Genomic DNA, 22529 nt, shown 5'->3' on the forward strand with positions numbered 1-22529 from the left:
GCGTCAAAGTTTTGCACAAAGGCAAGCCGGGCGGCGGCGGCGCGCGTAGCGCAACCTGCCGAGGTTGCGCGGTGTCACAGCTACGGCCCAGGCTTCACTTGCGACACCACGCAACCTCGGCAGGTTGCGCTACGCGCGCTGAACTGTTCGTTTCCGCCTGCGCAAAACTTTGACGCACACCCGGTGCGGCGCGCCAGCTTGTGCTTCCGGTCAAACGCCGTAAGATTGGCTCTGCATCATTTTCCCGCTCCCCCTGGAAGCTTGCTTCAATGATTCAAGCAGAGGTTCAAACAGGCACCGCCACAACTGACCCCTTGCTCGCGCCCTGGTTGGCGGCGGCGGGCGATGAGGCCGAGCTATGGCTGACCCAACTCATTGGCACTGAGCTTAGGCCGCTGATGGCGGGCGTCATTCGCTTCAAACTGCGCCTGGGGCCGGACGCGCCGGATGCCGAAGACCTGCGGCAAGAGGCGCTGGCCGAACTCTTGGGCCAATTGCGCAAGTGCCGCACTGCGCCCGCGCAACACGCCATCGGCGACGTGCGCGGGCTGGCCGCTACCATCACCTACCGCGCGTGTTACCGCTGGTTACGCCGCCAAGCGCCGCGCCGCACTGCCTTGCGCAATCGGTTGCAATACGTGCTGACGCGGCAAGCAGGTTTGGCGTTGTGGCCCGCCGTCTCAAAAGATTTGGTCAAGCGGGTGCTGAGCGGATTGCTGGCCTGGCGTGGGCGGAATGATTGGGCTTCGGCAGCGCAATTGCAGCAACTGGCTGCGGATGAAACGTTGCGCGCCTGCGCCGGGCGGATGGGCGAGGGCAAAGGCCCCGCCGCGTTCGGTGAATTCCTGCGGGCCGTTTTTACCAGCGCACGCCTGCCGATTGAATTTGATGAACTGGTGAGTCTGAGCGGCGCGTTGCTGCAAGTACGCGATGAACAGGCAGTTTCTACGGCGACTGAGGAAGGCGGCGAAATCCCGCTGCCTGCCGCGCCGGACGATGTGGCCTGGCAGGTTGAAAAGCGCCTCTTTTTGCAACGGCTGTGGGAAGAGGTGCGGTTGCTGCCATTGCCGCAACGCGCGGCGCTGCTGCTCAATTTGCGCGACGCGGGCGGGCGCGGGTGCATCGCGCTTTTCCCCACGCTGGGCATCGCCAATTTGCGCGCCCTGGCCGCCGCGCTCGAACTGCCGCTCGAACGGTTGGCAGCGCTCTGGAATCAATTGCCGCTGGATGATGCGACGATTGCCGAATTGCTTAAACTGACTCGTCAACAGGTCATCAATGCGCGCAAAGCGGCTCGCGAACGGCTGACGCGGCGGCTGCGCGGATTCCTTTAACTGAAAGCATGGAAGGGATTAGGGCCAGTGGAATGCTCTGCGGCAGACGCCACCGAAACCATTTTCTAAAAATGGCAATGACTTTTTTCACACACTGGTAATAAGCCGTAACTTTGGGCAACTTACCTGAATGACCAAGCTCAACACTGTCGCAGAAGCGTTCCGCGATACGGCTTTAACCCTTGCTTTGCACACACAAGAAATCAATTGACCGAGCATCTTTCCACAATTCAGTTCGAAGCGTACCAGCAGCAACGGCTGGCCCCGGCAGAACTGATCGCCGTTGACGATCATCTGACCGCGTGCGCCGCCTGCCGCCAACGCTTGGAAGCCGCGCTGCCCACCACGGCCATTGCCTTTTATTCCGCTTGGCAGGCCGAGGAAAACGCGCCGCACCTGAGCTTCGACCAACTGGCCGCCTACGTTGAGAACACGTTGACCGGTGACGAACAACAATTCGGCACGGATCACTTAGCCACTTGCGCACATTGCGTCGTCGCCGCCGCTGACCTGCGCGCCTTCAAGGTCGAAGCCGCGCCCGTGCCCGCACGCGTCCCGCCACCGGTTGCCGCAGGCTGGTGGGACAAAGTGCGCGCGTTGCTGTCACCCATAATGCCCGTGCCCGCTTTCGGGTTCGCCGTGGCTGGGTTGTTATTGATCGTCTTGCTGGGCTGGTTGTGGCGCGCTGTTTTTGTCAAACCTACACCCGCGCCGCAATTGGCGCAGCAAACCGCCACGCCGTCTGTGACGCCTGTGCTCACCCTGACGCCCACCCCCGCCGCAGCGCCCTTGCTGGCGCAACTCAACGATGGCGGCGGGCAGATTACGCTCGACCAGCAGGAGCGACTGGCCGGTGTGGAGGGGTTGTCACCCGCGTATCAGCAGATGGTCAAAACGGCTTTGATGACGCAACAGATCGCCAAACCCGCCACGCTGACCGGCTTGAATCGGCCCGGCAGTTCGCTGATGGGCGCGGATGAACAGGGGAATCAGTTTGCCTTGCGCGCGCCGGTGGGCAAGGTCGTGTTGACGGATCGCCCGCTTTTCCTGTGGGCGCCGCTGGCCGGGGCCGTGAGCTATCTGGCCGAAATTTACGACGAACGCTTTTCGTTGGTGAGGAAAAGTGGGGAATTGAAAAACACGCAATGGCTGCCCAGCGAGCCGCTCGCGCGCGGCCAACTCTACGCCTGGCAAGTGAAGGCGAACAAAGACGGGCAGGAAGTGATTGCGCCCAAACCGCCCGCCGCGCAAGCGCGTTTCCGTGTGTTGGCGCAAACGCCGGCTGACGAAATCGCGCGCGTCCGCCGCACGCACGGCAATGCGCATCTGCTGTTGGGCCTGCTTTGTGCGCAAGCGGGTCTGTTGGATGAAGCGGAAAAGGAATTGCGCGTCTTGCAGGCGGCCAATCCGGACGCGGCCAGCGTGCGGCGGTTGCTGGCGAATGTGCAGGCCTTGCGGCGCTGAAGCTGTCTTGATTGAGCGCCACGCCGTGCGTTTTCTGTGCGGATTTACTGGCGAGTTGCGTCGCTGAGCGCGATGACGCGTTTGAGTTCTTTGCCCGCCAAGCCAAAAAAGACGGCCATCTGCTTGAGTTGTTCCGGGCCTTTGTAATCGGCGGGTGAGGCGCAAAAACGCTCGATGCCAGGTGTGAACCCAGGGCATTTCATTTTCTTGGGGATGGTGTGTCCGGCGGAACACTTGTCTACCTCTTGTTGTAAGAGGCAAAAGTCGCACAGTTTCATCGGCCCTCCGCTGCGTGGTCCGTTTCCGCCTGCGCCTCGGTCTGCGCCTGGGCCGCTGGCGCTGGCAGTCCCGCCACTTCATCGCGTTCAGACTGGGTGACCAGCCGTTTCAGGGCGCGCAGCACGGGTTTTTGGTCGGGCGGATAACTGACGGTTGGTTTGGGGGATTCAGCCTTGGCGGGCGGTGGTTTCTCCATGTGCTTTACTTCCTTTCCGCTTAATTCTGCTCGCGCTTGACGAACCAGATGCCTGTGACGATGGCATTTTTGGCACGGGCCATCTCACTGGCTTCCTCAATGCTCTCGGCGTACAAGCCCTCTTTGCGATAGCTTTGCAGCAGCGAAGCGCCGAATTTGCAGGCTGGCCCCAGCAGCCGCAGTTGCGGGTCATCGGTCATGAATTCATAGGGCAATTCACCGGCGGCCAGCCGCGCTAGCGCATCATTGAGATCAATGAGAGTGACGATCATGATTTTGCCAACCTTCTGCTTCCGCTGCGTGCGGTTAGGCGCGGCCTGCCGCTACTTCTTCCGTGCTCGGCAAGAGTTCATATCCGATCAACCCGGCTTCGACTTCTTGAACGGCGATGAGCGTGACTTTGTTATTCCCGACTTGCACGAGTGGGCGCGCGCCTTTTTCCAATTGTCTGGCGCGTTGCGAAGCCACCAGCACTTTGCGGTACTTGTTTTCAATAATGTGTGGTTGCATTGATCTTTTACTCCTTGGCGGGCCACATAGCCAGCCTGGAACGGATTTTGAAATGCCACTTTGTGTCCAAACTATGGACTCGGCAAAGTGGCGCGAACCGCCTGTGGCGGTCAGGGAGAGAACTGTTTTCGCACGACTCGATTGCGGCGCTGCGCCTCAGGTTTTGGAACAGCCTTCGGTGAGTTTGCGAAAGTGATAACCCAGCGCGGCCAGCCTGACCGCTTCGGCGAATTTGGCGCGGTGGGCGATAAACGCCTGGCGCAGGTACCGCCAAAACGCACCGCGCGCCGGGTCGCGCACACCCAGCGCCAGTACCACGCGCGCGAGGGTCACGACATCGCTGAGGAAGCCGGTGCGGCGTGGCTCCTTTGATCCCACGGTGACGCGCGCCAGGCTATCGAGCGCGCGTTGATAGTATTCGCCTGGGCTGTAGATGGTGCGCAGAATGGTCTGGTAGCCAGCGAGCAACCGCGTCGCCTCCATCTTGGGGATGAAGTTCAATGTGCCGTCGGTGTTGTTGCCCGTGCTTTCCATCAGCAAGCGCCCTTCGCGTTCGAGCCGCCGCCAGAGTTGCGTCTGCGGCAACGCTGTGAGCAAGCCAACCATGGCCAGCGGGATGGCGCTGGCGCGAATGAATTCGATCTGCCGCGCGAAAATGTCGGGCGGATCGTTGTCGAAACCGACGATGAACCCCGCCATCACTTCCATGCCGTAACGCTGAATCTTTTGCACCGAAGCCAGCAAGTCACCGCGCGTGTTCTGTCCCTTTTGCGCTTCGATCAAACTGGCTTCCACCGGCGTCTCGATGCCGAGGAAGACGCGCCGGAACCCCGCGCGCTGCATCCCCGCCAGCAATTCGTCATCATCCGCCAAATTCACGCTGGCTTCGGTGATGAAGGAAAACGGCTGGCCGTGCTGCGTTGACCACTCCGCCAATTCAGGCAAGAACTTTTTGACGTTGCGCTTGTTGCCGATGAAGTTGTCATCCACGATGAAGACCATGCCGCGCCAGCCCAAATCGAAAAGCACATCCAGTTCGGCCAGCATCTGCGCATTGCTTTTGGTGCGCGGCGCGCGGCCATAAATTTCGATAATGTCGCAGAACTCGCATTGAAACGGACAGCCGCGCGAAAACTGCACCGACAGCGCGCTGTATTTGCTCAGCTCGGCGAGTTTGAAATCCGGCAGCGGGGTCAGCGCCAGCGCGGGCCGCTCAGCCGCCTCATAGATACGCTTGGCCGCGCCGCGTTCGAGATCGCGCACAAACTCCGGCAACGTGGTTTCGGCTTCGCCCAGAAAAAGATGATCGGCTTCGGGCAGTTCGGCGGCACTGGTCGTCGCATACGGCCCGCCCACGACGACGCGCTTGCCCAGCGCTTTGCAACGGGCGATCACGCGCGCCAGCGCCTCTTTCTGCGTGAGCATCGCGCTGACAAAAACCAACTCGGCCCAGGCGATGTCCGCCGTCTTGAGCGCTTGCACGTTCATGTCCACCAGCCGCCGCTCCCACGCCTGCGGCAAGAGCGCCGCCACCGTCAGCAAGCCGAGCGGCGGGAAGGCGGAACGCTTGCCTTCAAAAGAAAGCGCGTGCCGGAAGCTCCAGTACGTGTCGGGAAATTCAGGATAAACGAGCAGCACTCGCATTGCCGGACGTCTCACTTTCTGCCAGCGTGGTAAAGCTGGCCACAGCCGCCGCTTCGGTGTCGAACATTTCAAACACAGTATGGAGTTTCGTGATCGTTAGCAAATGTTGCAACCGCTGGTTGAGTTGAAGCAGCGTCAGGCGTCCCCCCAATTTTTTCAGCGTGGTATAGCAAGAGATCAATTCGCCCAACCCGCTGCTGTCCATGTATTGGACTTTTGCGAGGTTGACGATCAGCTTGCGCGCGCCTGCGTCAAAGGCGGCGTTGGCCTTTTTGCGGAATTGGGCGTTGTGATCCAGCGCCAGTTCGCCTTCGAGTTCCAGCACGGTGATGTCGTTCACTGTGCGTTCGGTAATTGTCATTAGTTTGCCTCTACCTAGTATGGAGGCGACCCTGGGTACGCACCGCTTCCAGCGTGCAGGACTGATTGACAGACACAGTGGCTTTGACCGGATCAATCGCCAAGCCTGCACGCTGGAAGCGGTGCGTACCCAGGTCGCGCTACCCCTCCCGAAACCTACTCGCGCTAATAGCCGCCCATCTCCCCGCCCGCTGGCATCCCCACCGCGCTTTCGCCCGGATACTCCGAAATCATCACTTCCGTCGTGAGCAGCAAGCCCGCAATCGAGGCCGCGTTTTGCAGCGCCGAGCGCGTGACTTTGGCCGGATCAATCACGCCCGCCGCCACCAGGTCTTCAAACTCCTCGGTCACGGCATTGAAGCCCACCAGTTCATTCTTTTCCGCGCGGACGCGGGCGACGATGATCGAGCCTTCCTTGCCCGCATTTTGTGCGATCAGGCGCAGCGGTTCTTCCAGCGCGCGTTTGACGATGTTGACGCCGATCTGTTCGTCAGGATCGCCCTCTTCATCTTTGAAGAGTTTGAACTTCTCCAACACCTTGGCCGCGCGTATGTAGGCCACGCCGCCGCCTGGGACGATGCCTTCTTCGACCGCCGCGCGTGTGGCGTTCATGGCGTCTTCGACACGCGCTTTCTTCTCTTTCATTTCCATCTCGGTGGCCGCGCCGACCTTGATGACGGCCACGCCGCCGATTAATTTGGCGAGGCGTTCCTGCAACTTCTCGCGGTCGTATTCAGAGGTCGAAGCTTCCACCTGCTTGCGCAAGTTTTTGACACGGCCCGCCAAATCACCAGGTTTGCCGTGACCTTCGACGATGAGGGTGGAGTCTTTATCCACGACCACCTTCTTGGCCTGTCCCAACTCGTCGAGCTTGACATCCTTGAGCAAGATGCCGAGTTCCTCGCTGATGACCTGGCCGCCGGTCAGGATGGCGAGGTCTTCGAGCATCTCTTTGCGGCGGTCGCCGAAGCCGGGCGCTTTGACGGCGGCGACGTTCAACGAGCCGCGCAGTTTGTTGACCACCAGCGTCGCCAATGCCTCGCCTTCGATGTCTTCGGCGACGATCAGCAGCGGCTGGCGTTTTTCGGCGACCTTTTGCAGCAAGGGCAGCAGGTCGTTCATCGAACTGAGCTTCTTGTCGTGCAGCAGGATCAGCGCATTCTCAAATACAGTTTCCATGCGCGTGGTGTCGGTGGAGAAATACGGCGAGAGATAGCCGCGGTCGAATTGCATGCCTTCGACGAATTCCAGCGTGGTTTCCATTGTCTGGGCTTCTTCGACCGTGATGACGCCGTCCTTGCCGACTTTGGCCATCGCTTCGGCAATGATCGCGCCGATGGCCGCGTCGCCATTGGCCGAAATCGTGCCGACCTGTTTGATGGCATCGCCCGCGATGGGCTTGGCCAGGCGCTTGATCTCTTTCAGCGCGCGCTCGACGGCTTTATCAATGCCGCGCCGCAACGCCATCGGGTTCGCGCCCGCCGCCACGGTGCGCACGCCTTCGCGGAAGATGGCCTGGGCCAGCACGGTCGCGGTCGTCGTGCCATCGCCCGCGATGTCAGAAGTCTTGGCGGCCACCTCGCGCACCATTTGTGCGCCCATGTTTTCGAGCGGGTCTTGCAGTGTGATTTCCTGCGCGACGGTCACACCGTCTTTGGTGATTGCGGGCGAGCCGAATTTTTTATCAATGACCACATTGCGCCCGCGCGGGCCGAGCGTGAGCTTGACCGTGTCGGCGAGCATGTTGACGCCGCGTAACAACGCGGCGCGCGAATCGGTTCCATACGTGATTTGTTTTGCCATATCTGCTTCTTTCGTTACTCAGCGTGTTCGGTCTTCGGCGCGGCTTTACCAGGAGCCGGCACTGGTTCCGCAGGATTGCCTGGCAAGCCCTGGCGGAGTTCCAATGTGCGCTTGCGCCGGAGCAATTTCTTTTGTTGTTCGCGGTGCGCTCTCGAGCGGTCGCCATTGCGTTTTGACATGGTTCTCCTTGGTGTACCAATGCAGGCCTGCGACAGACTAAAGTCCGTCCTGCGCTTGGTTGCGGTTGTTTTACTCGGAAATCTTGCAGGCGTTGAAGGGAACTCTCTTGGGTGCTGAGCCTACAGAATTGAAGGGGTAACAGATCACCGGCGTGAGACTAACACATTTGAGGGCAACAAGCACTGCGGTGCGCTGGGGCCGCAAGCGTTTGCGAAAAAGAGTCAGTCAAACCATGCGCTGCGATAAGCCAGCCACCAGCAGCCAATCAGCAGCGGCAGCGTCAGGACAACACCCCACACCAAAGGTAAGGCCACGTCCGCGCAAAGCCCCAGAACCGTGAAGCTGATCCAGAAGACTTTCTTTTGCATGCCGGTCATTCCTCTGCTTGGTATAAGCGTGAATTAGCCTTGGTTGGGCGGAGGGCGGGCGATTTTCAAACATGCCGCAGCGGGTTGCTCAAGAGCGCCGTCCGCGTTGTGGCCCCGTGCGCCGTTTCTGTGCCGGGCGGGCCTTGCGCGGTTGCACGGAATTGGAGCGGGGCTGCGTGGCATTGGAATGCGTGGCATTGGAATGCGTGTTGGTCCGCAGGCGGGGAATTAGTTTTTCGGCCTCCGGGATGACCTCTTCGGTTTGCAAGAGGGAATATTCTTTGGGCCATTGGCGCCAGCAAGTGCGGGCAAACGCGTTTTCGTCTTCATTGACGAACTGCCCCAGCTTGCCGCGCAGTAAAATCGCCTTTAGTTTTGCTCTCGTTTCTGTATCCATATTTTCTTTGACCTCTAGGGGTTCTCTTTGACCTCTAGGCTGTTGCGGTTTTGTGTTCAACTATGAGTCGTGTCGCGGTTGATTCGTAAGGCTGCTAGACGGATTCAGCGCTGTCAGGCACATTGGTTCAGCAAGCGGGTAGGGAAAGTGGCTCATCAATTTGGGCTATTTAGTGGCCAGACCCATTGGCAGATTGCTTACCTGCTCAGTTTTTCAGCACGAACGAAACCTTCAGGATTACACGATACTCGGTAAGTTTGCCTTTCACAACCGCATCCTCTGTTCTTCGCCCCAGATGCCGCACACATTTTCAAGGTCTTAGATCAGTTTGTAATTGAATGTACGGGCGGCGCGGTGGGGTCAGTACCGCGCGCGTGAGCAAGCGCTGCGTCAACGCTGGCGGCTTATGGCATACCCGGAGTCTCTGCTTGCTGACGCGCGCGGTACTGCCCGGGAGCGCGCCTTTTCCCGTACACCGCTCTGCCATCCGATCTAAAGGTGACTGATGAGCCGATTGGTGAGGGGGGGCCGCCCAGTCTGGAACAAGGTCGAAAAGCATTTGCGCGTTTGCACGAGACAAGGCGATCTGCGCGAGACAGGCCGTGAGTTCCGTTTATGGTGTTTTTTGAATCATGGTCGCCCCCTCGCGTGATTGCTGCTTACCGTGCTTTCCTTGCCGCGCCGCGCCATCATCCCACCCCCCTTTCCTGTCACGCCAGCCACGCGCAGGTTTCATCACACCATGCATTAGCCCGCCCCTCTCTATGGCTGCTTCCGCTGGGGCCAGGCGCAGAGAGTTTGCGTTGCACAGCTTGCGAAAAAGCGCGCGGGCACCAAATTGTTGGTTTGGCGCCCGCGTAATCGTGACTTCTGTTCGCTTCGTGGCCGCGGCGCTAAATCAGCGCACGCAACATTAGTACGGCGGGTTTAACCACGGGGGCACGAGGCACACAGGGAGGCTTTTGGCGCTTGGTTTTCCCCGTGTTCCCCGCAGTCTGTCAGTGTCAGTCTTTGTTGTTCAGATTTAGTGCAACGTCGGGCGGCTCCAGGCTGGTTATTGCTCGCCAATGGCGTGTCTATCCGGGCTATCTCAGGCGTGAGGGCCGCCGCTGGACACGCGCACGCCGCCCCATCAAGCGCCGCTTGACGAGTTCGACCAAGAGCAAATACGTTAGCACCGCAGCGCCCAGAAAGAGGAAAAACGTAATCGGCAATGGGATGAATCCAAAAATTGCGGCCAGCGGAGACCACGGCAACAGGATGCCAATCACGACGATTAGCACGGTCGTTATTGCTAACGGCAGACTGGGGCGGCTGCGAAACGGATTCCCAGCGGTGCGAATCACAAAGAGGACGAGCGTTTGTGTGGCGAGCGATTCGACAAACCAGCCGGTGTGAAACAACGCTTCGGAAGCGTGAAAGATTTTTAGCAGTGCGTAGAAGGTCAGGAAATCGTAGATCGAACTGAGCGGGCCAATGTAGATCATAAAATCACGGATCAGTTTGATGTCCCAGCGCCGTGGCTTGTCGCTGTAGGTTTGATCCACGTTGTCCGTGGGAATCGTGATCTGAGCCAGATCATAGAGAAAGTTGTTGAGCAGAATCTGCGTCGGCAGCATCGGCAAAAATGGCAGGAACACGGCGGCGGCGGCCATGCTGAACATGTTGCCGAAGTTGGAACTGGTACCCATAAGTAGATACTTCATGACATTGCCAAAGGCTCTGCGTCCTTCGAGGATGCCTTGATGCAGCACGCGCAGGCTGCGCTCCAGCAGAATAATATCAGCAGCGTCTTTGGCGACATCCACCGCCGTGGCGACCGAGATCCCGACATCCGCCGCGTGCAGCGAAGGCGCGTCATTGATCCCGTCGCCGAGATAGCCGACGACGTGGCCGCGCCCCTTGAGCGCGAGGATGATGCGGTGTTTCTGCATCGGTGAGACGCGGGCAAACACAATCGTCTTCTCCGCCACGTGCGCGAGGGCTGCATCGCTCATGCGGTCGAGTTCATCGCCGAGGACGATGTGTTTGGCGTCCAACGCGACTTGCGAGCAGATATGCTGGGCGACCAATTCACTGTCTCCGGTCAAGATTTTTACTCGCACGCCATCGCGGCGCAGCGCTTCAAGCGATTCAGCGGCATCCGCCAGCGGCGGATCGGAGAAGGCGAGAAAGCCAGCGAGCACCAAGTCCTTCTCATCAGCTAGGCGATAGACCTCTTGTTGTGGGACAGTCCGAGAAGCGACGGCTAACACGCGATACCCCGCCGCGCTCAATCCATCATAGGTTGTCTGACACTTGGCGCGCGTCTCACTGTCCAATGGCTGCGCCTGTCCATTCACTTCATACTGGGAGCAGCAGGTCAGAACGCTTTCTGGCGCACCCTTGGTAATCAACAGAATCTCGCCCTTCGCCTCCGTAACGACGGAGAGCCGCCGCCGTTCGAAATCAAAGGGGATTTCATCTACCTTGCGATAGGCACTGATGTCGAGCGGATCGTGCTTGAGAATCGCCACGTTGATCGGATTCTTCACGCCTGATTCATAAGTGCCGTTGAGATAGCCCAACAGCAAGGCATGGTCTGACGGGTTGCCGAGCGCGTCCGAATGCTGGCTGAGCGTCATCTCGCCGCTGGTCAGCGTGCCGGTCTTATCGCTGCACAGCACGTCCATACTGCCGAAGTTTTGAATCGCCTCCAGGTGTTTGACGATGACCTTTTGCCGCGCCATGTGCAGCGCGCCGCGACCGAGCGTGACCGTCGTGATCATCGGTAAAAACTCCGGCGTCAACCCCACCGCCAGCGCCAGCGCAAAGAGGACGGATTCCAGCGGATTGTGCCGCAGTACAATGCTGACCAGCAGCACGAAGAAGACCAGAAAGAAGATGGTCTTCATAATCAGGTAACCGAACTGTTTTGTGCCGCGTTCAAATTCGGTCTCTGGTGGCCGCGCCGCCAGACGTGCAGCAATGTCGCCAAACGCGGTCGCCGGGCCGGTGGCTGTGACGAATGCGGTCGCGGTTCCGCTCACTACCGAAGTGCCCAGAAAGACCGCGTGACGATCATGGGCGGAGTTTTCCGCCGCCGCCTCGCTCACTGCGCCTTTGGCGGCGGCTTCTTTTTCGACCGGCAGCGATTCGCCGGTGAGGGCGGCTTGATTGACGTGCAGGTCTTTCGCTTGCAGCAGGCGCGCATCGGCGGGCACCAGGTCTCCGGCAGAAAGCCTGAAGACATCGCCCGGCACTACTTCGCGCCAGGGCAACTCCGTCCATTTACCATCGCGTAAAATTGTAGCGGTGGGTGCGACCTGCCCGCGCAAGCGTTCAGCCGCGCGTTGCGAATGCCAAGTCTGAAAGAAGTTGATGACAATGCTGACCACAACCATCAACGCGATAATCATGGCGTTGACGAACTCGCCGACGAAGGCTGAGACAGCGCTGGCAATCAACAGAATGATGACTAAGGGATTGGCAAACAGCAGCAACACCTGGATCAAGCCGGCTGCCCGTCGCACTGGCGCCTGTTCATTCGGGCCGGCCTTGGCCAACCGCGCTTTGGCTGCTGGCGTGGTCAGGCCGTCTTCGTCCGGGATAGGTCTTTCGGTTGTGGCGACAGCGACAATTTCTGGCATACGCATCTTCTCTGAAGTAGCACCTCACCTTTTCAATGCGGCGCATGAAAAAAAATCGGTGAGATAAATTCAGCGTTCACGCTTCAGTGTGGCAGCTTCATACCCCTGACACGCTGAAGCGTGAACGCTGAGCTTGCGTTATGGACGCCGGTGATTTCATTGCGCCCCCTGCCAAAGCTGCACGCTGGAAGCAGTGCGCACCCAGGCGGCTATTTCTGCTTCGACATCTGTTCCAGCACCGCGCCGAGTTGCTTCAACTCTTCGCCGTAACGCCCCCAGTCGCCGTCGCGCTGCGCCTGAAGCGCGCGGTCGTAATGTTGCTTGGCTTGCGTTGCGAGGCTTTGCGTGCCTTCCGTTAGTTGAGCGGCGGGCGGCGCGCTCGCATTTGGCGCGGGCGCTTGGGCGGCGCTTGCCGGTGCCGCGTTCCCGAAGACGCGGGCCAGGCTGGCTTCGAGCGTCGGTTCCATCGCAATACGATTTTCGGCGGCGACGATGACGCGTTTGAGTTCGGGAATCTTGCCGGACTCCGCACGCAGGTAAAGCGGCTGGACGTAAATGAGCGATTCCTTGATCGGGATCACCAGCAGCGTGCCGAAGATGACTTCAGAGCCGCGCTGATCCCAGAGCGAGATTTGGCGTGAAATGTCAGGGTCCTGGTTGATACGTGCGACGATCTGTTTGGGGCCGTAAATCAGTTTCTGTTTGGGGAAACGGTACACCAGCAAATGGCCGTAATGCGCACCATCGGCGCGCGCCACCATCCAGGCCGCCAGATTGTCTTTGCTTTTCGGCGTGAAGGGCAGCAGCAGCATGAATTCCTCGGTTTGCTCGCTGGGCAGTTTCATAATCGCGTAATAGGGATTCATCACCCGCGATTGTGTGGCCGCGCCAGAGCCTGCCGGATCCAACCCCTGCGCTTCGGCTTTCCCCTGCTTTTCAGGCATGGCAACCACCGACCATTGGTCTTCTTTGTTGTAAAAGACCTGCGGCTGACTCATGTGCCAAGTCGAATAAACCTCCGCCTGCAACCGGAAGATGTCTTCGGGATAACGCAGATGCGCGCGCAAATCGGCGGGCATCTCGGCGAGCGGTTTCAGAATGCCGGGGAAGATGCGTGCCCAGGTTTGAATCAGCGGATCGCGTTCGTCGGCGAGATATAGCCGCACGTCGCCCTGATAGGCATCCACGACAGCTTTGACCGAATTGCGAATGTAGTTGATGCCGTTGACCGGTTGCGAATAAGGATAGCGGTCGCTCACCGTGTAGGCATCGGCGATCCAGAAAAGCCTTCCCTCGGAGATGACCAGATACGGATCGCTGTCGAAGGTCAGAAAGGGCGCGACCTGCGCGAGCCGCTCCTTGATGTTGCGAACGTAAAGCACGCGGCTCTCTGGCGTCAGATCATTCGACAGCAACAACTTCATATCGCCGAATCTGGAGGCAAACAACATCTGCCGCCACGTCGAGGCAATGCTGACACCGCCCGTCCCGGTGTAACTGGCAAAGACATTCTCTTCGCCCGCCGGATAGTTGAACTCCTTCGCGGTGGTCTTGACGTAAACACGGTCATTCGACAATTCGCCGAAATAGATTTCAGGCCGTTCGACCTTGAGCACAGGCACCGACGAAACCGGCGGAATGTTTTTGACGAAGAGCACCGGCAAGCCTTCGGGCGTCACCTGATTGACCGGGCCGAGCGTCAGGCCAAAGCCGTGCGTGAAGGTCAGTTGCTCATTGATCCAGTTGCGGTTGGGCAGGCTCGCCGTGGACAACTCGCGCGCCGAGAGCATGACCTGTTGTAACTCGCCATTGATGCGGTAGCGGTCATTGTCCACCGATTGAAAATCGTAGTAGGTGCGAATCTCTTGCAGTTGGGAAAAGGTGTCGAGCAGCGGCTTCTGATCCCAGAGGCGGATGTTATTGATGGTCGGTTGATTCTCTTGAATGTCTTTGGCGGTGAGCACGGTGTCGCCCGGCAACTCGCGCTCTTCGACATGATCCAGCCCGAAGGCTTTGCGCGTCGCGGCGATGTTGTGCGTGATGTAAGGCGTTTCTTTGACCAACTCGTTCGGCCCGACCGAGAACCGCTGCACGAGCGCCGGATACATCAAGCCCACAGCCAGCGTCAGCACGTAAAGACCCAATCCCGCCCACAGCAAGCTCGTCTTGGCGCGCAATAAGCTGGCGGCGGCCAGCACGGCCACCAGCACCGCCGCGCAAACCTGCACATAGAGCAGCGGCAGCGTGGCATTGAGATCGGTGTAACTGGCGCCCGCGTTAGGCCCGTTGGTGGAGTAGAGCAGATTCGGGATGCCCAAATATGTTTGCCCGGCCAACACCAGAAACAGCGCCGCCACCAGACCCAGCAAGTGTGTGCGCGGCCCTGGCCCCAGTTCAATCCGGCGCAGCTTGAGAAACGTCTCGGCCCCGCGCGCGGCATAGATGGCTGCCGTCCCCAGTAGGCAAATTCCCACCAGCGTGAGCAACAGACTGGCGAGCGTTTCGAGTGCTGGCAGCGTAAAGAAATAGAACGCGAGGTCACGCCCGAAGATCGGATCAACCTCGCCAAAGGGTGTCTGGTGACGATAGCGCAGCCAAATCTCCCACGCGCCCCACGCCGACAAACCGACAAAAGCGCCCAACGCCAACGCGGCAGGCAGCGCCAAGCGTCCCGCTAGCTCGGCAAAATCCGGCGCAGGTATCTGCTGTCCCTCGATATTTAAGAAGCGCGGGTTTGCCTCCGCGCGGGGCGCCGGGACAGGGCTTTGGTGCAACGCCAATTTGAAGTTGAGCCAGATGAATGCCGCAGCCAGCAGAGCGGCGCTGAGTCCCAGCGTCACTTTGGTCAGGAGCACCGTCGAAAAGATGGTTTGGTAGCCGAGCGACTGAAACCAGAGCCAGTCCGTATAAAACACCGCCCAGGCAGGCCAGGCAAAAATAGCGATGAAGGCGATGACCGCCACAATCAATAGCCAGCGTGGGCGTCTGCGCTGCTGTCCAGAGCCTCCCAGCATGTTTGTTGCGTTGATGATTGGTTCGTCAAATTCTTCTTCTTGTTGCATACGCTTTTCTCTCAGTCGGGGCGTTCATCCGCTTAGATCGGCTTGCATTTGGATCTACAGGGCGGCGCGTGGTGCGGTACGCGCGAGCGGTAGCGACCTGGTGACTCTGAGTGCGCACAATTCGGAGTCACCAAGTCGCTACCGCTCGCGCGTACCGCACCGGTGGAATGCCGGCATGTCCGGTCAGGATGAAATAAATTGCCATGGGCTAGGCGATCTGCGTGAGGTAAGCCGCGAGCTTGTTTTCTTTGATCACGAGGAAGTTATTTTCGTTGATCTCAATCAGCCCCAGATTCTTAAAACGCTGCATAAAGACGCTGATGCGGGGCCGCGTCGTGCCCACCATCTCCGACAATTCTTCGTGCGAAATTTTCGGTTCGAGGCGGATGCTGCGCGGGTCTTTCTTACCCATGGTGCGCGCCAGCCGTAACAACGTCTTGCCCAGGCGCTGTTCGCTATCCACCGTGACCAGGTCGGCGATGACCTGTTGTTGGTCGGCAATCCGCACGGCCAGGTACTGTACGAAGCCCTGGTACAAGGCGTCGCGCTCCAGGCGCGCAAAGAATTTGGGACAAGGGATTTGTTTTAAGTGCGTGTCTTCCATCGCCGTCGCGGTTTCCAGCCGTGCGCCTAAGCCGGACAGGCACAACTCACCGAAGATATCGCCCGCCGTATGGACAGCCAGCAGGCATTCTTTCCCTTCCGGCGAGAGCATGAGCAGTTTGATCTGTCCGCTCTCGATGAAATAAACCAACTCATCATTGTCGCCACACGTATAAACGTTATCGTGCTTCGGAATCATGATGGCGCGTGAATGCAGGGTCTCTTGCCGCAGCGATTCACCCATTTGTACTTTGAACAGGTCAGATTGAGGTGTTTCTTGAATCATGATTGCCTCTCCTTGTGGTTGCTGCTTACCGTTCTGTCTTCACCGCATCGCCTTGCCTATCATCCCACACCTCTTTCCTCTCCCGCCAGTGGCGCGCGCGTTGATTTAGCAGGGTTTTCATATCACTGTGCGGTAGCCAGTCCAGTCTGCCGAAGGTTCCGCCTGCACCAGACGCCGGTAGGTTACGCTAAATGGCCTGTTGGCCTCCGTCGAAGAACACTGTCTCGATCAACGGGCGTTGTTCGGGTGTGAGTTGACCAACGTGATGTGCTAGAGCAAACATTGGCTCGCTGGCGAGTGAATTGAAGGGAAAGCGCGTCAATATTTCTGAAATATGACTATTTGAAATCCTATGATCGGCTGGTTGGCAATAGGCTGCTGTCCAATATTGAACGTGTTCGAGAAAAAAAGTGGCGGGCGCACAAATGACTGTTATTGCGTCCGCTCAACCGTGACTTCAGTTCGCTTGATGGCTCGCCAAGCGTTGCAGGCCAAGCACGGAAACGATGTATGCCAAGGCGTTATTGACAGGTATTTTTCCCGCCGCAAGCCACGCCTTGAACGGAGAGCTGCGCGGCTGGGATGGGTGGGAAACCGTAGCAGTACGGGTTGCCGCTGGCGCTTGCCGTGCCACGCTTGAGTCAGCTTCCAACCAACGCTGTTTGGTTTCAGCATTGACAGCCAGTTGCTCTAGCAGCCGCGCGCTCCGCTCGCGCTGCCAATGTTTCGTTAACACTTCCGCTTTGCGTGTTAGCGCGTCAACCCGCGCGCGGCTGAAGTTCGTCAAGTTGAACTGTGCTTTGCGCGCCATCATCCCTCCTTCTCCTGGGCAATCGAATGTTCTTGCTGATCACAGACTTCGGACTATTGCGCTAGTTCACCCAATAGCCGGGTTGACCATAATGCCCATACAGATATTCCTCGTATTTGCGCGTAATCAGCTTGGCGCTGTTGTAGCTGGGACTTTGCTCAACCCCCTCGCGTGAGAGCCGCACGCGGACTTTGGCCTGCGCCCAATCTATCGCCGCAATCCATTGCGGTGAGATCATCACTTTCTTGCCGGGCAACCATTTGTGCGTGTCAATCGCCAGGTAGCGAATCGCCCAACTCTCATCGTCCAGGATGAAATCTTCGACGATCCCGATCTCGCCATCCGTCGCCTCAATCGAATATGTGGACACCTCTTGCGTGCTCCGCAAATGCACGTCTTCCGAAACGACGGCGCGCACGGTGGCGGCAGTCCCGGCACTGCTACCAGCACTGGTTGAACGTCCTACTGAGGCCGCACCTGCCGCGACCGGGGATGCCGTCGCGGCGAGGGATTGCTGCGCTGCCAGAGCAGGACGTTCCTCAGCTCCCCACAGGAATGGGCTGCCCCAATAGTAGGGAAAACCGTAGTAATCCGCATAATGCGCTTCCATCTGCCGCGAGACCGGCTTGCGGGTGTCAATGTCCGGGCTTTTCTCCACCTGACTTTTGGTCAGGGCGACATGAAGCTGGCGGTGCTCATGATCCACCTGCATCACTGAGAAAGGCGATACCAGCACCTGCTTGCCTGCTAGCCAGTTACCCGTATTGACGACCATATAGCGCAAGGCCCAGCGTTCATCATCGAAATAGAACTCCTCGACATTCCCAATCTCGCCATCTAGGGCGGCGATTTTGAAACCGCTCAGTTCATTTACACTGCGTAACATAGGTTGTCTCTCTTTTCTGCTACCGTTCCGCTGACTGCCGCCGGGCTTATGCTCCGTTGCGTTAAAGATCGGCAAGCACTTTGCCCGCTTGTTCTAATGCCTCACCGGCCTTCCGGCGCACTTTGCCGGCTTGCTGTTGAACTTGTCCTTCCACTTGCTCTGTTTCGCCTTCGGCTTCGAGTTGCGGATCGTGGATAAACTCCCCGACATTGGCATTGATCGCGCCGGTGATTTGTTTCTTCTTGCCGATGACCTCGTCTTTATTCCACATACTTGCCTCCTTGCCATGATTGCTTGAGTCATACTGGATGTTACGCCGCAAATAATTGGACTTGGACTTGAGCGCCCCAAGTCAGCTTTCAATCATTTTGCCGCGTAACGTCCGTTGCTCAGCTTGCCGGGGAATTCCGGGCTAGTACTCCATCAAGCTGAAAATGAGGGATGTAGGGCGGGATTTAATCCCGCCCTACATCCCGGATGCGCTCTCAGCATCCATCACTTACAGCTTGATGGAGTACTAGGCTTTGCCGGCCAGCGCTTTGCCCGCCTCGACTGCCTCAGCGGCTTTGCGCAGCCCGGTGCCGACTTTCTCCTGAATTTTTCCGGCCAGGCGTTCAACTTCGCCTTCGGCTTCTAGGCTTGGGTTGTTAGTCACTTCCCCAACTTTGTCTTTGATTGCGCCCTTGACCTGGTTGGACATGCCTTTAACTTCGTCCTTACTCCACATACTTGCCTCCATGAAATGATCGCTTCCTACAAAGAAGGATCGGTTTGAGTGTTGCTTGTTACTTGAGGTTCGCATTCTCAGTCAGACTGAAGTGACGCGCCGTCCCGTATTGGACAGGCTTGAAAAGAAAAGCGGCTGGCTTACCTCAACTCGTTTGTTACTTGTGTTACGGCCAAAGCCTGCGACTCCACCTTGCGGACATTCGTGATTGCCCGTGCGGCTGCTTCGGCGGCGGTTTTCTGCGCGGCGGTTTGGACGCTCCCACTCAGCTTGATCTCGCCATTGCTGACCTCGACTTTAAGCTGTTGCGTTTTCAAGTCCGGGTTATTCAGGATGGATTCCAACACGGCGGTTTTGATTTCAAGGTCGGTGACGTATTGCTTGGCGGCCGTGGCCGCTAACATCTTTGGGTCAACCTGTAGGTTATTCACTACGTTGGCCACGCCTTTGGTGCTACGGGCAACCTCTTCCGCGATGCGCTTGTCCTCAACGGTCGGCACCTGACCCGTCAGCGTCACGTCGTTGTTGCTGGTCTCAACGTGGATGTCGAAGGAAGCAACGTTGTTATTCAAGGCCAGCGCGGTTTTGACTGCGGTGGTTGTGGCCGTGCCGGACGTGCTGTCCACCATGGCATTGAAGTTAGCGGAGATGGCTTGGCTACGATACCCATAAAAATAATAACACGCGGATGCCACAATAAAGATCACGACGAACGCGCCGATAATTGTTCTTGGTCGCATGATTTCTCCTCTATGAGATGGCATGAGATTGGTCAGCCTATCCCACTTAAATTGTTACTTTGCGCCACGCGCTGAAGCGCAACGCGCGAGTTATTCGAGGTATTGTTGATTCACCCACCCAATCCGCCTGCCCCTGAATGTTTCAACGCGCACCTTAAACCAAACAGCGCCTGCGGTCTCTTGCTGGGTGTTGCCGAGTAATACGACTTTGGTTCCTCTGGGTAGCGCATAACTGGCGCGGGCCAGACGGCTTGGTTTTTTGCGCAACGCCAGGTTGTCCGCAGTTACGTGCCATGTCGCGGTGTTATTTCCTGTTCTTGAAGTTTCAGCGGGCAAAGCCGTTGGATTATGGTTGCCGCTTATCCAATTGCTGAGATTATTCCGCAGCGGCGCCAAGTCGGCCCAGAAAAAGAACATCAACAGGATAACGATGGCTAACAAAACGGTGCCACCGGTATACCTTGGGTGATTGTACCCTCCCGAATCGTAATAAGACGGTCCTTCGTTGTCGTAAATGACGCCCATATTTTCCGTTTCCCAAAGCTCCCCCAAATAAATAACTGGGTAGCCTGCTGGGGTGGATTGCCACCAGTGTGCATTGCCAACAAGTGCCGCTAGGTTAGCCGCATCGGAATGTGCACGATGCCGAAGGCATTCAACGGCCAGATGCATAACGCCAAGATCACGACGACTCGCAGTACCGTTTTGATGGGCGGTGACATGGGCACGTAATTTTCGATCAGATAAAGCACTAAGCCGATAACGACTAACACGACGATGATGCTCAGTATGGGCATTGTTTCTCCTTGTTATGCGCAGCCTTATGCGCCGGAGGTGTGTTCTCGCACACCTTGATGTTTAGTTACCGCAAAGGCCGCTTGGGCTTTGCTTACTTCGTCGAACGAGCCGTGCGCGATCACCACGAACTTGCCGGCTTTGATCTGGGTTTCGTATTCGATGACGCTGTCTTTGGGAACCCCCAAACTGATCAGGCCCGCGCCCAAGGCGCTCACTCCCCCCATGATTGCCGCGCCTTCCAAGGCGCCGACGATGCAACCGACGAGCGGGCCGGCGGCCAGCAGCGGGCCGATGCCCGGAATGACGAGAAATGCCGACCCGAACAATAGCCCCCAGACGCCACCCCAGAAGGCTCCCAACTTGCCCCAGGCTTTCATACGGTCGCCGGTCGTGTAGTAACCGACCACTTCTTCTTCGGTGTAGTAGTCCTTGCCGACGATGGACAGCTTCTGCATGTCGAATCCCGACTTTTGGAGTTCGCGGACAGCTTCCTCTGCCTCAGCGTGCGTTTCGTAGAGAGCCACGACGGCACTCAGTTCTTTCTGCTCGACCTGCTCGGTGCTAAGTGCTGGCTGTGCTTGCATACGTTATCCCCTTTTGAATGGGCCGTCCGACGAGCTGCCAGTGCTAACAGCTTGTCGGACGGATTCGTCTTTACTGATTACCGGCTTTCGCCTGCGCCTGGGGTTGATCGGCAATGACGATCTCCACGCGCCGATTGACCTGACGGCCCGCCGCCGTGTTGTTGTCGGCGACGGGATTTGCTTCGCCAAAGCCGCGCGCCGCGATGATGCGCTCTGACTTGATGCCGTTTTGCGTCAAGTAATCGCGCACCGCTTCGGCGCGCCCGCGCGACAGATTGAGGTTCGACTCCTCCGAGCCAACTGAATCGGTGTGCCCTTCAATCTCGATCTGGTAAGCGCCGGGATAAGCCAACAGAATGCCGGAGAGCTTGCTGAGCTTTTCGCGCGCGCCGGGTTTGAGCGTCGCTTTGCCGGTGTCGAATAAGACATCCGAAAGATTGACGATCAGCCCACGCGCGTCGCGGCGGGTTTCGAGCACCGCTGAGAGCGAGACGTAGAGGCTTTGTTGGGCCGCGTCCCGTTCACGCTGCGCCGCGGCGGTTTGCAGGCGCGCGCTGTCTGCGTCGTTGCGTGCCAGCCCTTCATTCGCTTTGGCTTTTTCAGTTTCGGATTGCGCCTGCGCAACGCGTTCCCGCGCCAGCGCGGCTTCGTTGGCAGCGCGCGCTGTCCCTTCGCGTTCGGCTGACTGCGCGCGCTCCGCTTCCATTTTCGCGCGTTCAGCCTCAGTGCGAGCGCTGCCTGCGTCCGTGCGGGCGCGTTCCGCTTCCGTTTTCGCGCGTTCAGCATCGGTGCGAGCGCTGCCTGCTTCAGCTCTGGCGCGTTCAGCGTTCATGGTGGCGCGCGCGGCGGCGTTGCGCGCACGCTCGGCTTCGGATTGAGCTTGGGCAATGTTATTGCCGGCCTGCTGGCGCTCGGCGTCGAGGCGCGCTTGATCGCTGCGTTCGACGCTCAATTTGCGGGCTTGTTCGGCGATGCGCATTACGTCGTGCGCCAGGCCGCTGTTTTTCTTCGCGTTATCGCGCAAGTCCGAAGGTTTGCGCGAACGCGGCCAGGCCTGTTCCAGCGTGGCGAGCTTTGTTTCGGCGTCGCGCAACTCCACCTCAGCGAACCGTTTCGCGTCGGCCCGCTGCGCAATCTCGACGGCGCGACGCGCGCCCAAGATCAACAGCGGCGTGGTGTAATCGGGATTGGCCGCCGGCGCGTTGGGCAGGAAGATCGCGTAAAACGTGCCAGGGTCGCCGCTGTATTCGATTTTGCTCGTGGTGAGCGCGCCTGTCGTCGCTTTGCCCAGGGTGTTCTCGGCCACGATCATCGAACTCGGCAGCTCCACCCGGGAATGCGGCTCGGCAGTAATGATCAGCCCGAAGGTCTGAAATTTCGCCGTGGACTCAATCTTGAAATTCTTCTGGATCGGTAACTCCATCAGGTTCTCGGCCTGCCCCTCTGGCGCCACGGCCCACAGCACGTAGCAGGTGTAGAAAGCGCCGAGTGATTGTGGGTTGGCGAAGCTGCCCATCTCGAGCCGGACATTCGTGCGGCCCTGTTTGAATTCCACATCGGCCTTGCCTGTCACGCGCGGCGCAATGGCCGTACCCGACATGATGACAGTTGTCTGTTTGTTTTCGTTGTACTTGACCGCCAGCACTTGCCGCTTGGCGGCAATCCATTGCGTGGGCCATTGTGTGGGTAATGTGGTCGTGGCGGTTTGCGCCGCAACCGTGCCAACGAGCGTCAGCAGAAACAGCGCGCTCGCGGTAATCAATCTGGTAATCTTCATTTGTTCTCCATCTGAAAGTTCGTAGTCCCGCAATGTCCGACAAGCTGCCAGCTTGTCGGACATTGCTAATTCAACCGCATTGGCCTTTAGG

22 protein-coding genes are annotated in these 22529 nt (G+C 58.5%); 2 read left to right on the top strand and 20 right to left on the bottom strand.

Features of this window, described 5'->3' with window-relative positions:
- Nucleotides 1-269 precede the first annotated feature (269 nt).
- Together HY011_34865 and HY011_34870 are read left to right on the top strand one after the other, a co-directional pair.
- Nucleotides 270-1334, top strand: coding sequence for a hypothetical protein (locus HY011_34865; GenBank protein MBI3428137.1), 1065 nt, complete (start codon nucleotides 270-272; stop codon nucleotides 1332-1334).
- Between the two features lie 207 nt (nucleotides 1335-1541).
- Nucleotides 1542-2798 carry a hypothetical protein gene (locus HY011_34870; protein MBI3428138.1) on the top strand — a complete coding sequence of 419 codons (1257 nt, stop codon included), beginning with the start codon at nucleotides 1542-1544 and terminating at the stop codon, nucleotides 2796-2798.
- A gap of 44 nt (nucleotides 2799-2842) precedes the next feature.
- Here the strand turns inward: HY011_34870 and HY011_34875 are convergent, their stop codons facing one another.
- The 20 genes from HY011_34875 to HY011_34970 form a co-directional block, all read right to left on the bottom strand.
- Nucleotides 2843-3076: a hypothetical protein gene (locus tag HY011_34875; GenBank protein MBI3428139.1), complete on the bottom strand. Its 234-nt coding sequence runs from the start codon at nucleotides 3074-3076 to the stop codon at nucleotides 2843-2845.
- Nucleotides 3073-3273, bottom strand: coding sequence for a hypothetical protein (locus HY011_34880; GenBank protein ID MBI3428140.1), 201 nt, complete (start codon nucleotides 3271-3273; stop codon nucleotides 3073-3075). Before HY011_34880 ends, HY011_34875 begins: the two co-directional genes overlap by 4 nt.
- Nucleotides 3274-3293: 20 nt before the next feature.
- On the bottom strand, nucleotides 3294-3545 hold the full coding sequence (locus HY011_34885) for a hypothetical protein (protein MBI3428141.1): 252 nt from the start codon (nucleotides 3543-3545) through the stop codon (nucleotides 3294-3296).
- A gap of 34 nt (nucleotides 3546-3579) precedes the next feature.
- Nucleotides 3580-3783: a DNA-directed RNA polymerase subunit omega gene (rpoZ, locus tag HY011_34890; GenBank protein MBI3428142.1), complete on the bottom strand. Its 204-nt coding sequence runs from the start codon at nucleotides 3781-3783 to the stop codon at nucleotides 3580-3582.
- A 156-nt stretch (nucleotides 3784-3939) separates the two neighbouring features.
- Complete coding sequence (locus tag HY011_34895) at nucleotides 3940-5427, bottom strand: B12-binding domain-containing radical SAM protein (GenBank protein ID MBI3428143.1); 1488 nt, start codon at nucleotides 5425-5427, stop codon at nucleotides 3940-3942.
- The gene (locus HY011_34900; protein ID MBI3428144.1) at nucleotides 5402-5788 is read right to left on the bottom strand and encodes an STAS domain-containing protein; all 387 of its coding nucleotides are present in this window, start codon (nucleotides 5786-5788) and stop codon (nucleotides 5402-5404) included. The genes HY011_34895 and HY011_34900 overlap by 26 nt, the downstream gene beginning before the upstream one ends.
- A 164-nt stretch (nucleotides 5789-5952) precedes the next feature.
- The gene (gene groL, locus HY011_34905; GenBank protein ID MBI3428145.1) at nucleotides 5953-7590 is read right to left on the bottom strand and encodes a chaperonin GroEL; all 1638 of its coding nucleotides are present in this window, start codon (nucleotides 7588-7590) and stop codon (nucleotides 5953-5955) included.
- Between the two features lie 401 nt (nucleotides 7591-7991).
- Nucleotides 7992-8138 (bottom strand): hypothetical protein, encoded by a 147-nt coding sequence (locus tag HY011_34910; protein ID MBI3428146.1) that lies wholly within the window; start codon nucleotides 8136-8138, stop codon nucleotides 7992-7994.
- Between the two features lie 88 nt (nucleotides 8139-8226).
- Nucleotides 8227-8595, bottom strand: coding sequence for a hypothetical protein (locus HY011_34915; protein ID MBI3428147.1), 369 nt, complete (start codon nucleotides 8593-8595; stop codon nucleotides 8227-8229).
- A 1025-nt stretch (nucleotides 8596-9620) separates the two neighbouring features.
- Complete coding sequence (gene mgtA, locus HY011_34920) at nucleotides 9621-12170, bottom strand: magnesium-translocating P-type ATPase (protein MBI3428148.1); 2550 nt, start codon at nucleotides 12168-12170, stop codon at nucleotides 9621-9623.
- A 203-nt stretch (nucleotides 12171-12373) separates the two neighbouring features.
- Nucleotides 12374-15226 (bottom strand): UPF0182 family protein, encoded by a 2853-nt coding sequence (locus HY011_34925; GenBank protein ID MBI3428149.1) that lies wholly within the window; start codon nucleotides 15224-15226, stop codon nucleotides 12374-12376.
- Nucleotides 15227-15434: 208 nt separating this feature from the next.
- Complete coding sequence (locus tag HY011_34930) at nucleotides 15435-16115, bottom strand: Crp/Fnr family transcriptional regulator (GenBank protein MBI3428150.1); 681 nt, start codon at nucleotides 16113-16115, stop codon at nucleotides 15435-15437.
- An 872-nt stretch (nucleotides 16116-16987) separates the two neighbouring features.
- A complete protein-coding gene (locus HY011_34935; protein MBI3428151.1) occupies nucleotides 16988-17812 on the bottom strand; it encodes a PRC-barrel domain containing protein in 825 nt (274 codons plus the stop codon).
- 61 nt (nucleotides 17813-17873) lie between these two features.
- A complete protein-coding gene (locus tag HY011_34940; protein MBI3428152.1) occupies nucleotides 17874-18083 on the bottom strand; it encodes a CsbD family protein in 210 nt (69 codons plus the stop codon).
- A 246-nt stretch (nucleotides 18084-18329) separates the two neighbouring features.
- The gene (locus HY011_34945) at nucleotides 18330-18551 is read right to left on the bottom strand and encodes a CsbD family protein (GenBank protein MBI3428153.1); all 222 of its coding nucleotides are present in this window, start codon (nucleotides 18549-18551) and stop codon (nucleotides 18330-18332) included.
- A gap of 128 nt (nucleotides 18552-18679) precedes the next feature.
- On the bottom strand, nucleotides 18680-19279 hold the full coding sequence (locus HY011_34950; protein ID MBI3428154.1) for a BON domain-containing protein: 600 nt from the start codon (nucleotides 19277-19279) through the stop codon (nucleotides 18680-18682).
- A 90-nt stretch (nucleotides 19280-19369) separates the two neighbouring features.
- Complete coding sequence (locus HY011_34955; protein ID MBI3428155.1) at nucleotides 19370-19804, bottom strand: SH3 domain-containing protein; 435 nt, start codon at nucleotides 19802-19804, stop codon at nucleotides 19370-19372.
- An 89-nt stretch (nucleotides 19805-19893) separates the two neighbouring features.
- On the bottom strand, nucleotides 19894-20076 hold the full coding sequence (locus HY011_34960) for a hypothetical protein (GenBank protein ID MBI3428156.1): 183 nt from the start codon (nucleotides 20074-20076) through the stop codon (nucleotides 19894-19896).
- Between the two features lie 24 nt (nucleotides 20077-20100).
- Nucleotides 20101-20661, bottom strand: a complete 561-nt coding sequence (locus HY011_34965) for a DUF1269 domain-containing protein (protein ID MBI3428157.1) — start codon at nucleotides 20659-20661, stop codon at nucleotides 20101-20103.
- Nucleotides 20662-20731: 70 nt separating this feature from the next.
- A complete protein-coding gene (locus HY011_34970) occupies nucleotides 20732-22438 on the bottom strand; it encodes an OmpA family protein (GenBank protein MBI3428158.1) in 1707 nt (568 codons plus the stop codon).
- Between the last annotated feature and the right edge of the window lie 91 nt (nucleotides 22439-22529).

The sequence above is a fragment of the Acidobacteriota bacterium genome, assembly GCA_016196035.1.
Lineage (GTDB): Bacteria > Acidobacteriota > Blastocatellia > RBC074 > RBC074 > JACPYM01.

What these genes read in the sequence shown, in the direction of transcription:
- HY011_34865 (MBI3428137.1), top strand. Translation starts at nt 270, where the DNA reads ATGATTCAAGCAGAGGTTCAAACAGGCACCGCCACAACTGACCCCTTG.
- HY011_34875 (MBI3428139.1), bottom strand. Translation starts at nt 3,076, where the DNA reads ATGAAACTGTGCGACTTTTGCCTCTTACAACAAGAGGTAGACAAGTGT.
- HY011_34880 (MBI3428140.1), bottom strand. Translation starts at nt 3,273, where the DNA reads ATGGAGAAACCACCGCCCGCCAAGGCTGAATCCCCCAAACCAACCGTC.
- HY011_34885 (MBI3428141.1), bottom strand. Translation starts at nt 3,545, where the DNA reads ATGATCGTCACTCTCATTGATCTCAATGATGCGCTAGCGCGGCTGGCC.
- rpoZ (MBI3428142.1), bottom strand. Translation starts at nt 3,783, where the DNA reads ATGCAACCACACATTATTGAAAACAAGTACCGCAAAGTGCTGGTGGCT.
- HY011_34895 (MBI3428143.1), bottom strand. Translation starts at nt 5,427, where the DNA reads ATGCGAGTGCTGCTCGTTTATCCTGAATTTCCCGACACGTACTGGAGC.
- HY011_34900 (MBI3428144.1), bottom strand. Translation starts at nt 5,788, where the DNA reads ATGACAATTACCGAACGCACAGTGAACGACATCACCGTGCTGGAACTC.
- groL (MBI3428145.1), bottom strand. Translation starts at nt 7,590, where the DNA reads ATGGCAAAACAAATCACGTATGGAACCGATTCGCGCGCCGCGTTGTTA.
- HY011_34910 (MBI3428146.1), bottom strand. Translation starts at nt 8,138, where the DNA reads ATGCAAAAGAAAGTCTTCTGGATCAGCTTCACGGTTCTGGGGCTTTGC.
- mgtA (MBI3428148.1), bottom strand. Translation starts at nt 12,170, where the DNA reads ATGCGTATGCCAGAAATTGTCGCTGTCGCCACAACCGAAAGACCTATC.
- HY011_34925 (MBI3428149.1), bottom strand. Translation starts at nt 15,226, where the DNA reads ATGCAACAAGAAGAAGAATTTGACGAACCAATCATCAACGCAACAAAC.
- HY011_34930 (MBI3428150.1), bottom strand. Translation starts at nt 16,115, where the DNA reads ATGATTCAAGAAACACCTCAATCTGACCTGTTCAAAGTACAAATGGGT.
- HY011_34935 (MBI3428151.1), bottom strand. Translation starts at nt 17,812, where the DNA reads ATGTTACGCAGTGTAAATGAACTGAGCGGTTTCAAAATCGCCGCCCTA.
- HY011_34940 (MBI3428152.1), bottom strand. Translation starts at nt 18,083, where the DNA reads ATGTGGAATAAAGACGAGGTCATCGGCAAGAAGAAACAAATCACCGGC.
- HY011_34945 (MBI3428153.1), bottom strand. Translation starts at nt 18,551, where the DNA reads ATGGAGGCAAGTATGTGGAGTAAGGACGAAGTTAAAGGCATGTCCAAC.
- HY011_34950 (MBI3428154.1), bottom strand. Translation starts at nt 19,279, where the DNA reads ATGCGACCAAGAACAATTATCGGCGCGTTCGTCGTGATCTTTATTGTG.
- HY011_34955 (MBI3428155.1), bottom strand. Translation starts at nt 19,804, where the DNA reads ATGGGCGTCATTTACGACAACGAAGGACCGTCTTATTACGATTCGGGA.
- HY011_34960 (MBI3428156.1), bottom strand. Translation starts at nt 20,076, where the DNA reads ATGCCCATACTGAGCATCATCGTCGTGTTAGTCGTTATCGGCTTAGTG.
- HY011_34965 (MBI3428157.1), bottom strand. Translation starts at nt 20,661, where the DNA reads ATGCAAGCACAGCCAGCACTTAGCACCGAGCAGGTCGAGCAGAAAGAA.
- HY011_34970 (MBI3428158.1), bottom strand. Translation starts at nt 22,438, where the DNA reads ATGAAGATTACCAGATTGATTACCGCGAGCGCGCTGTTTCTGCTGACG.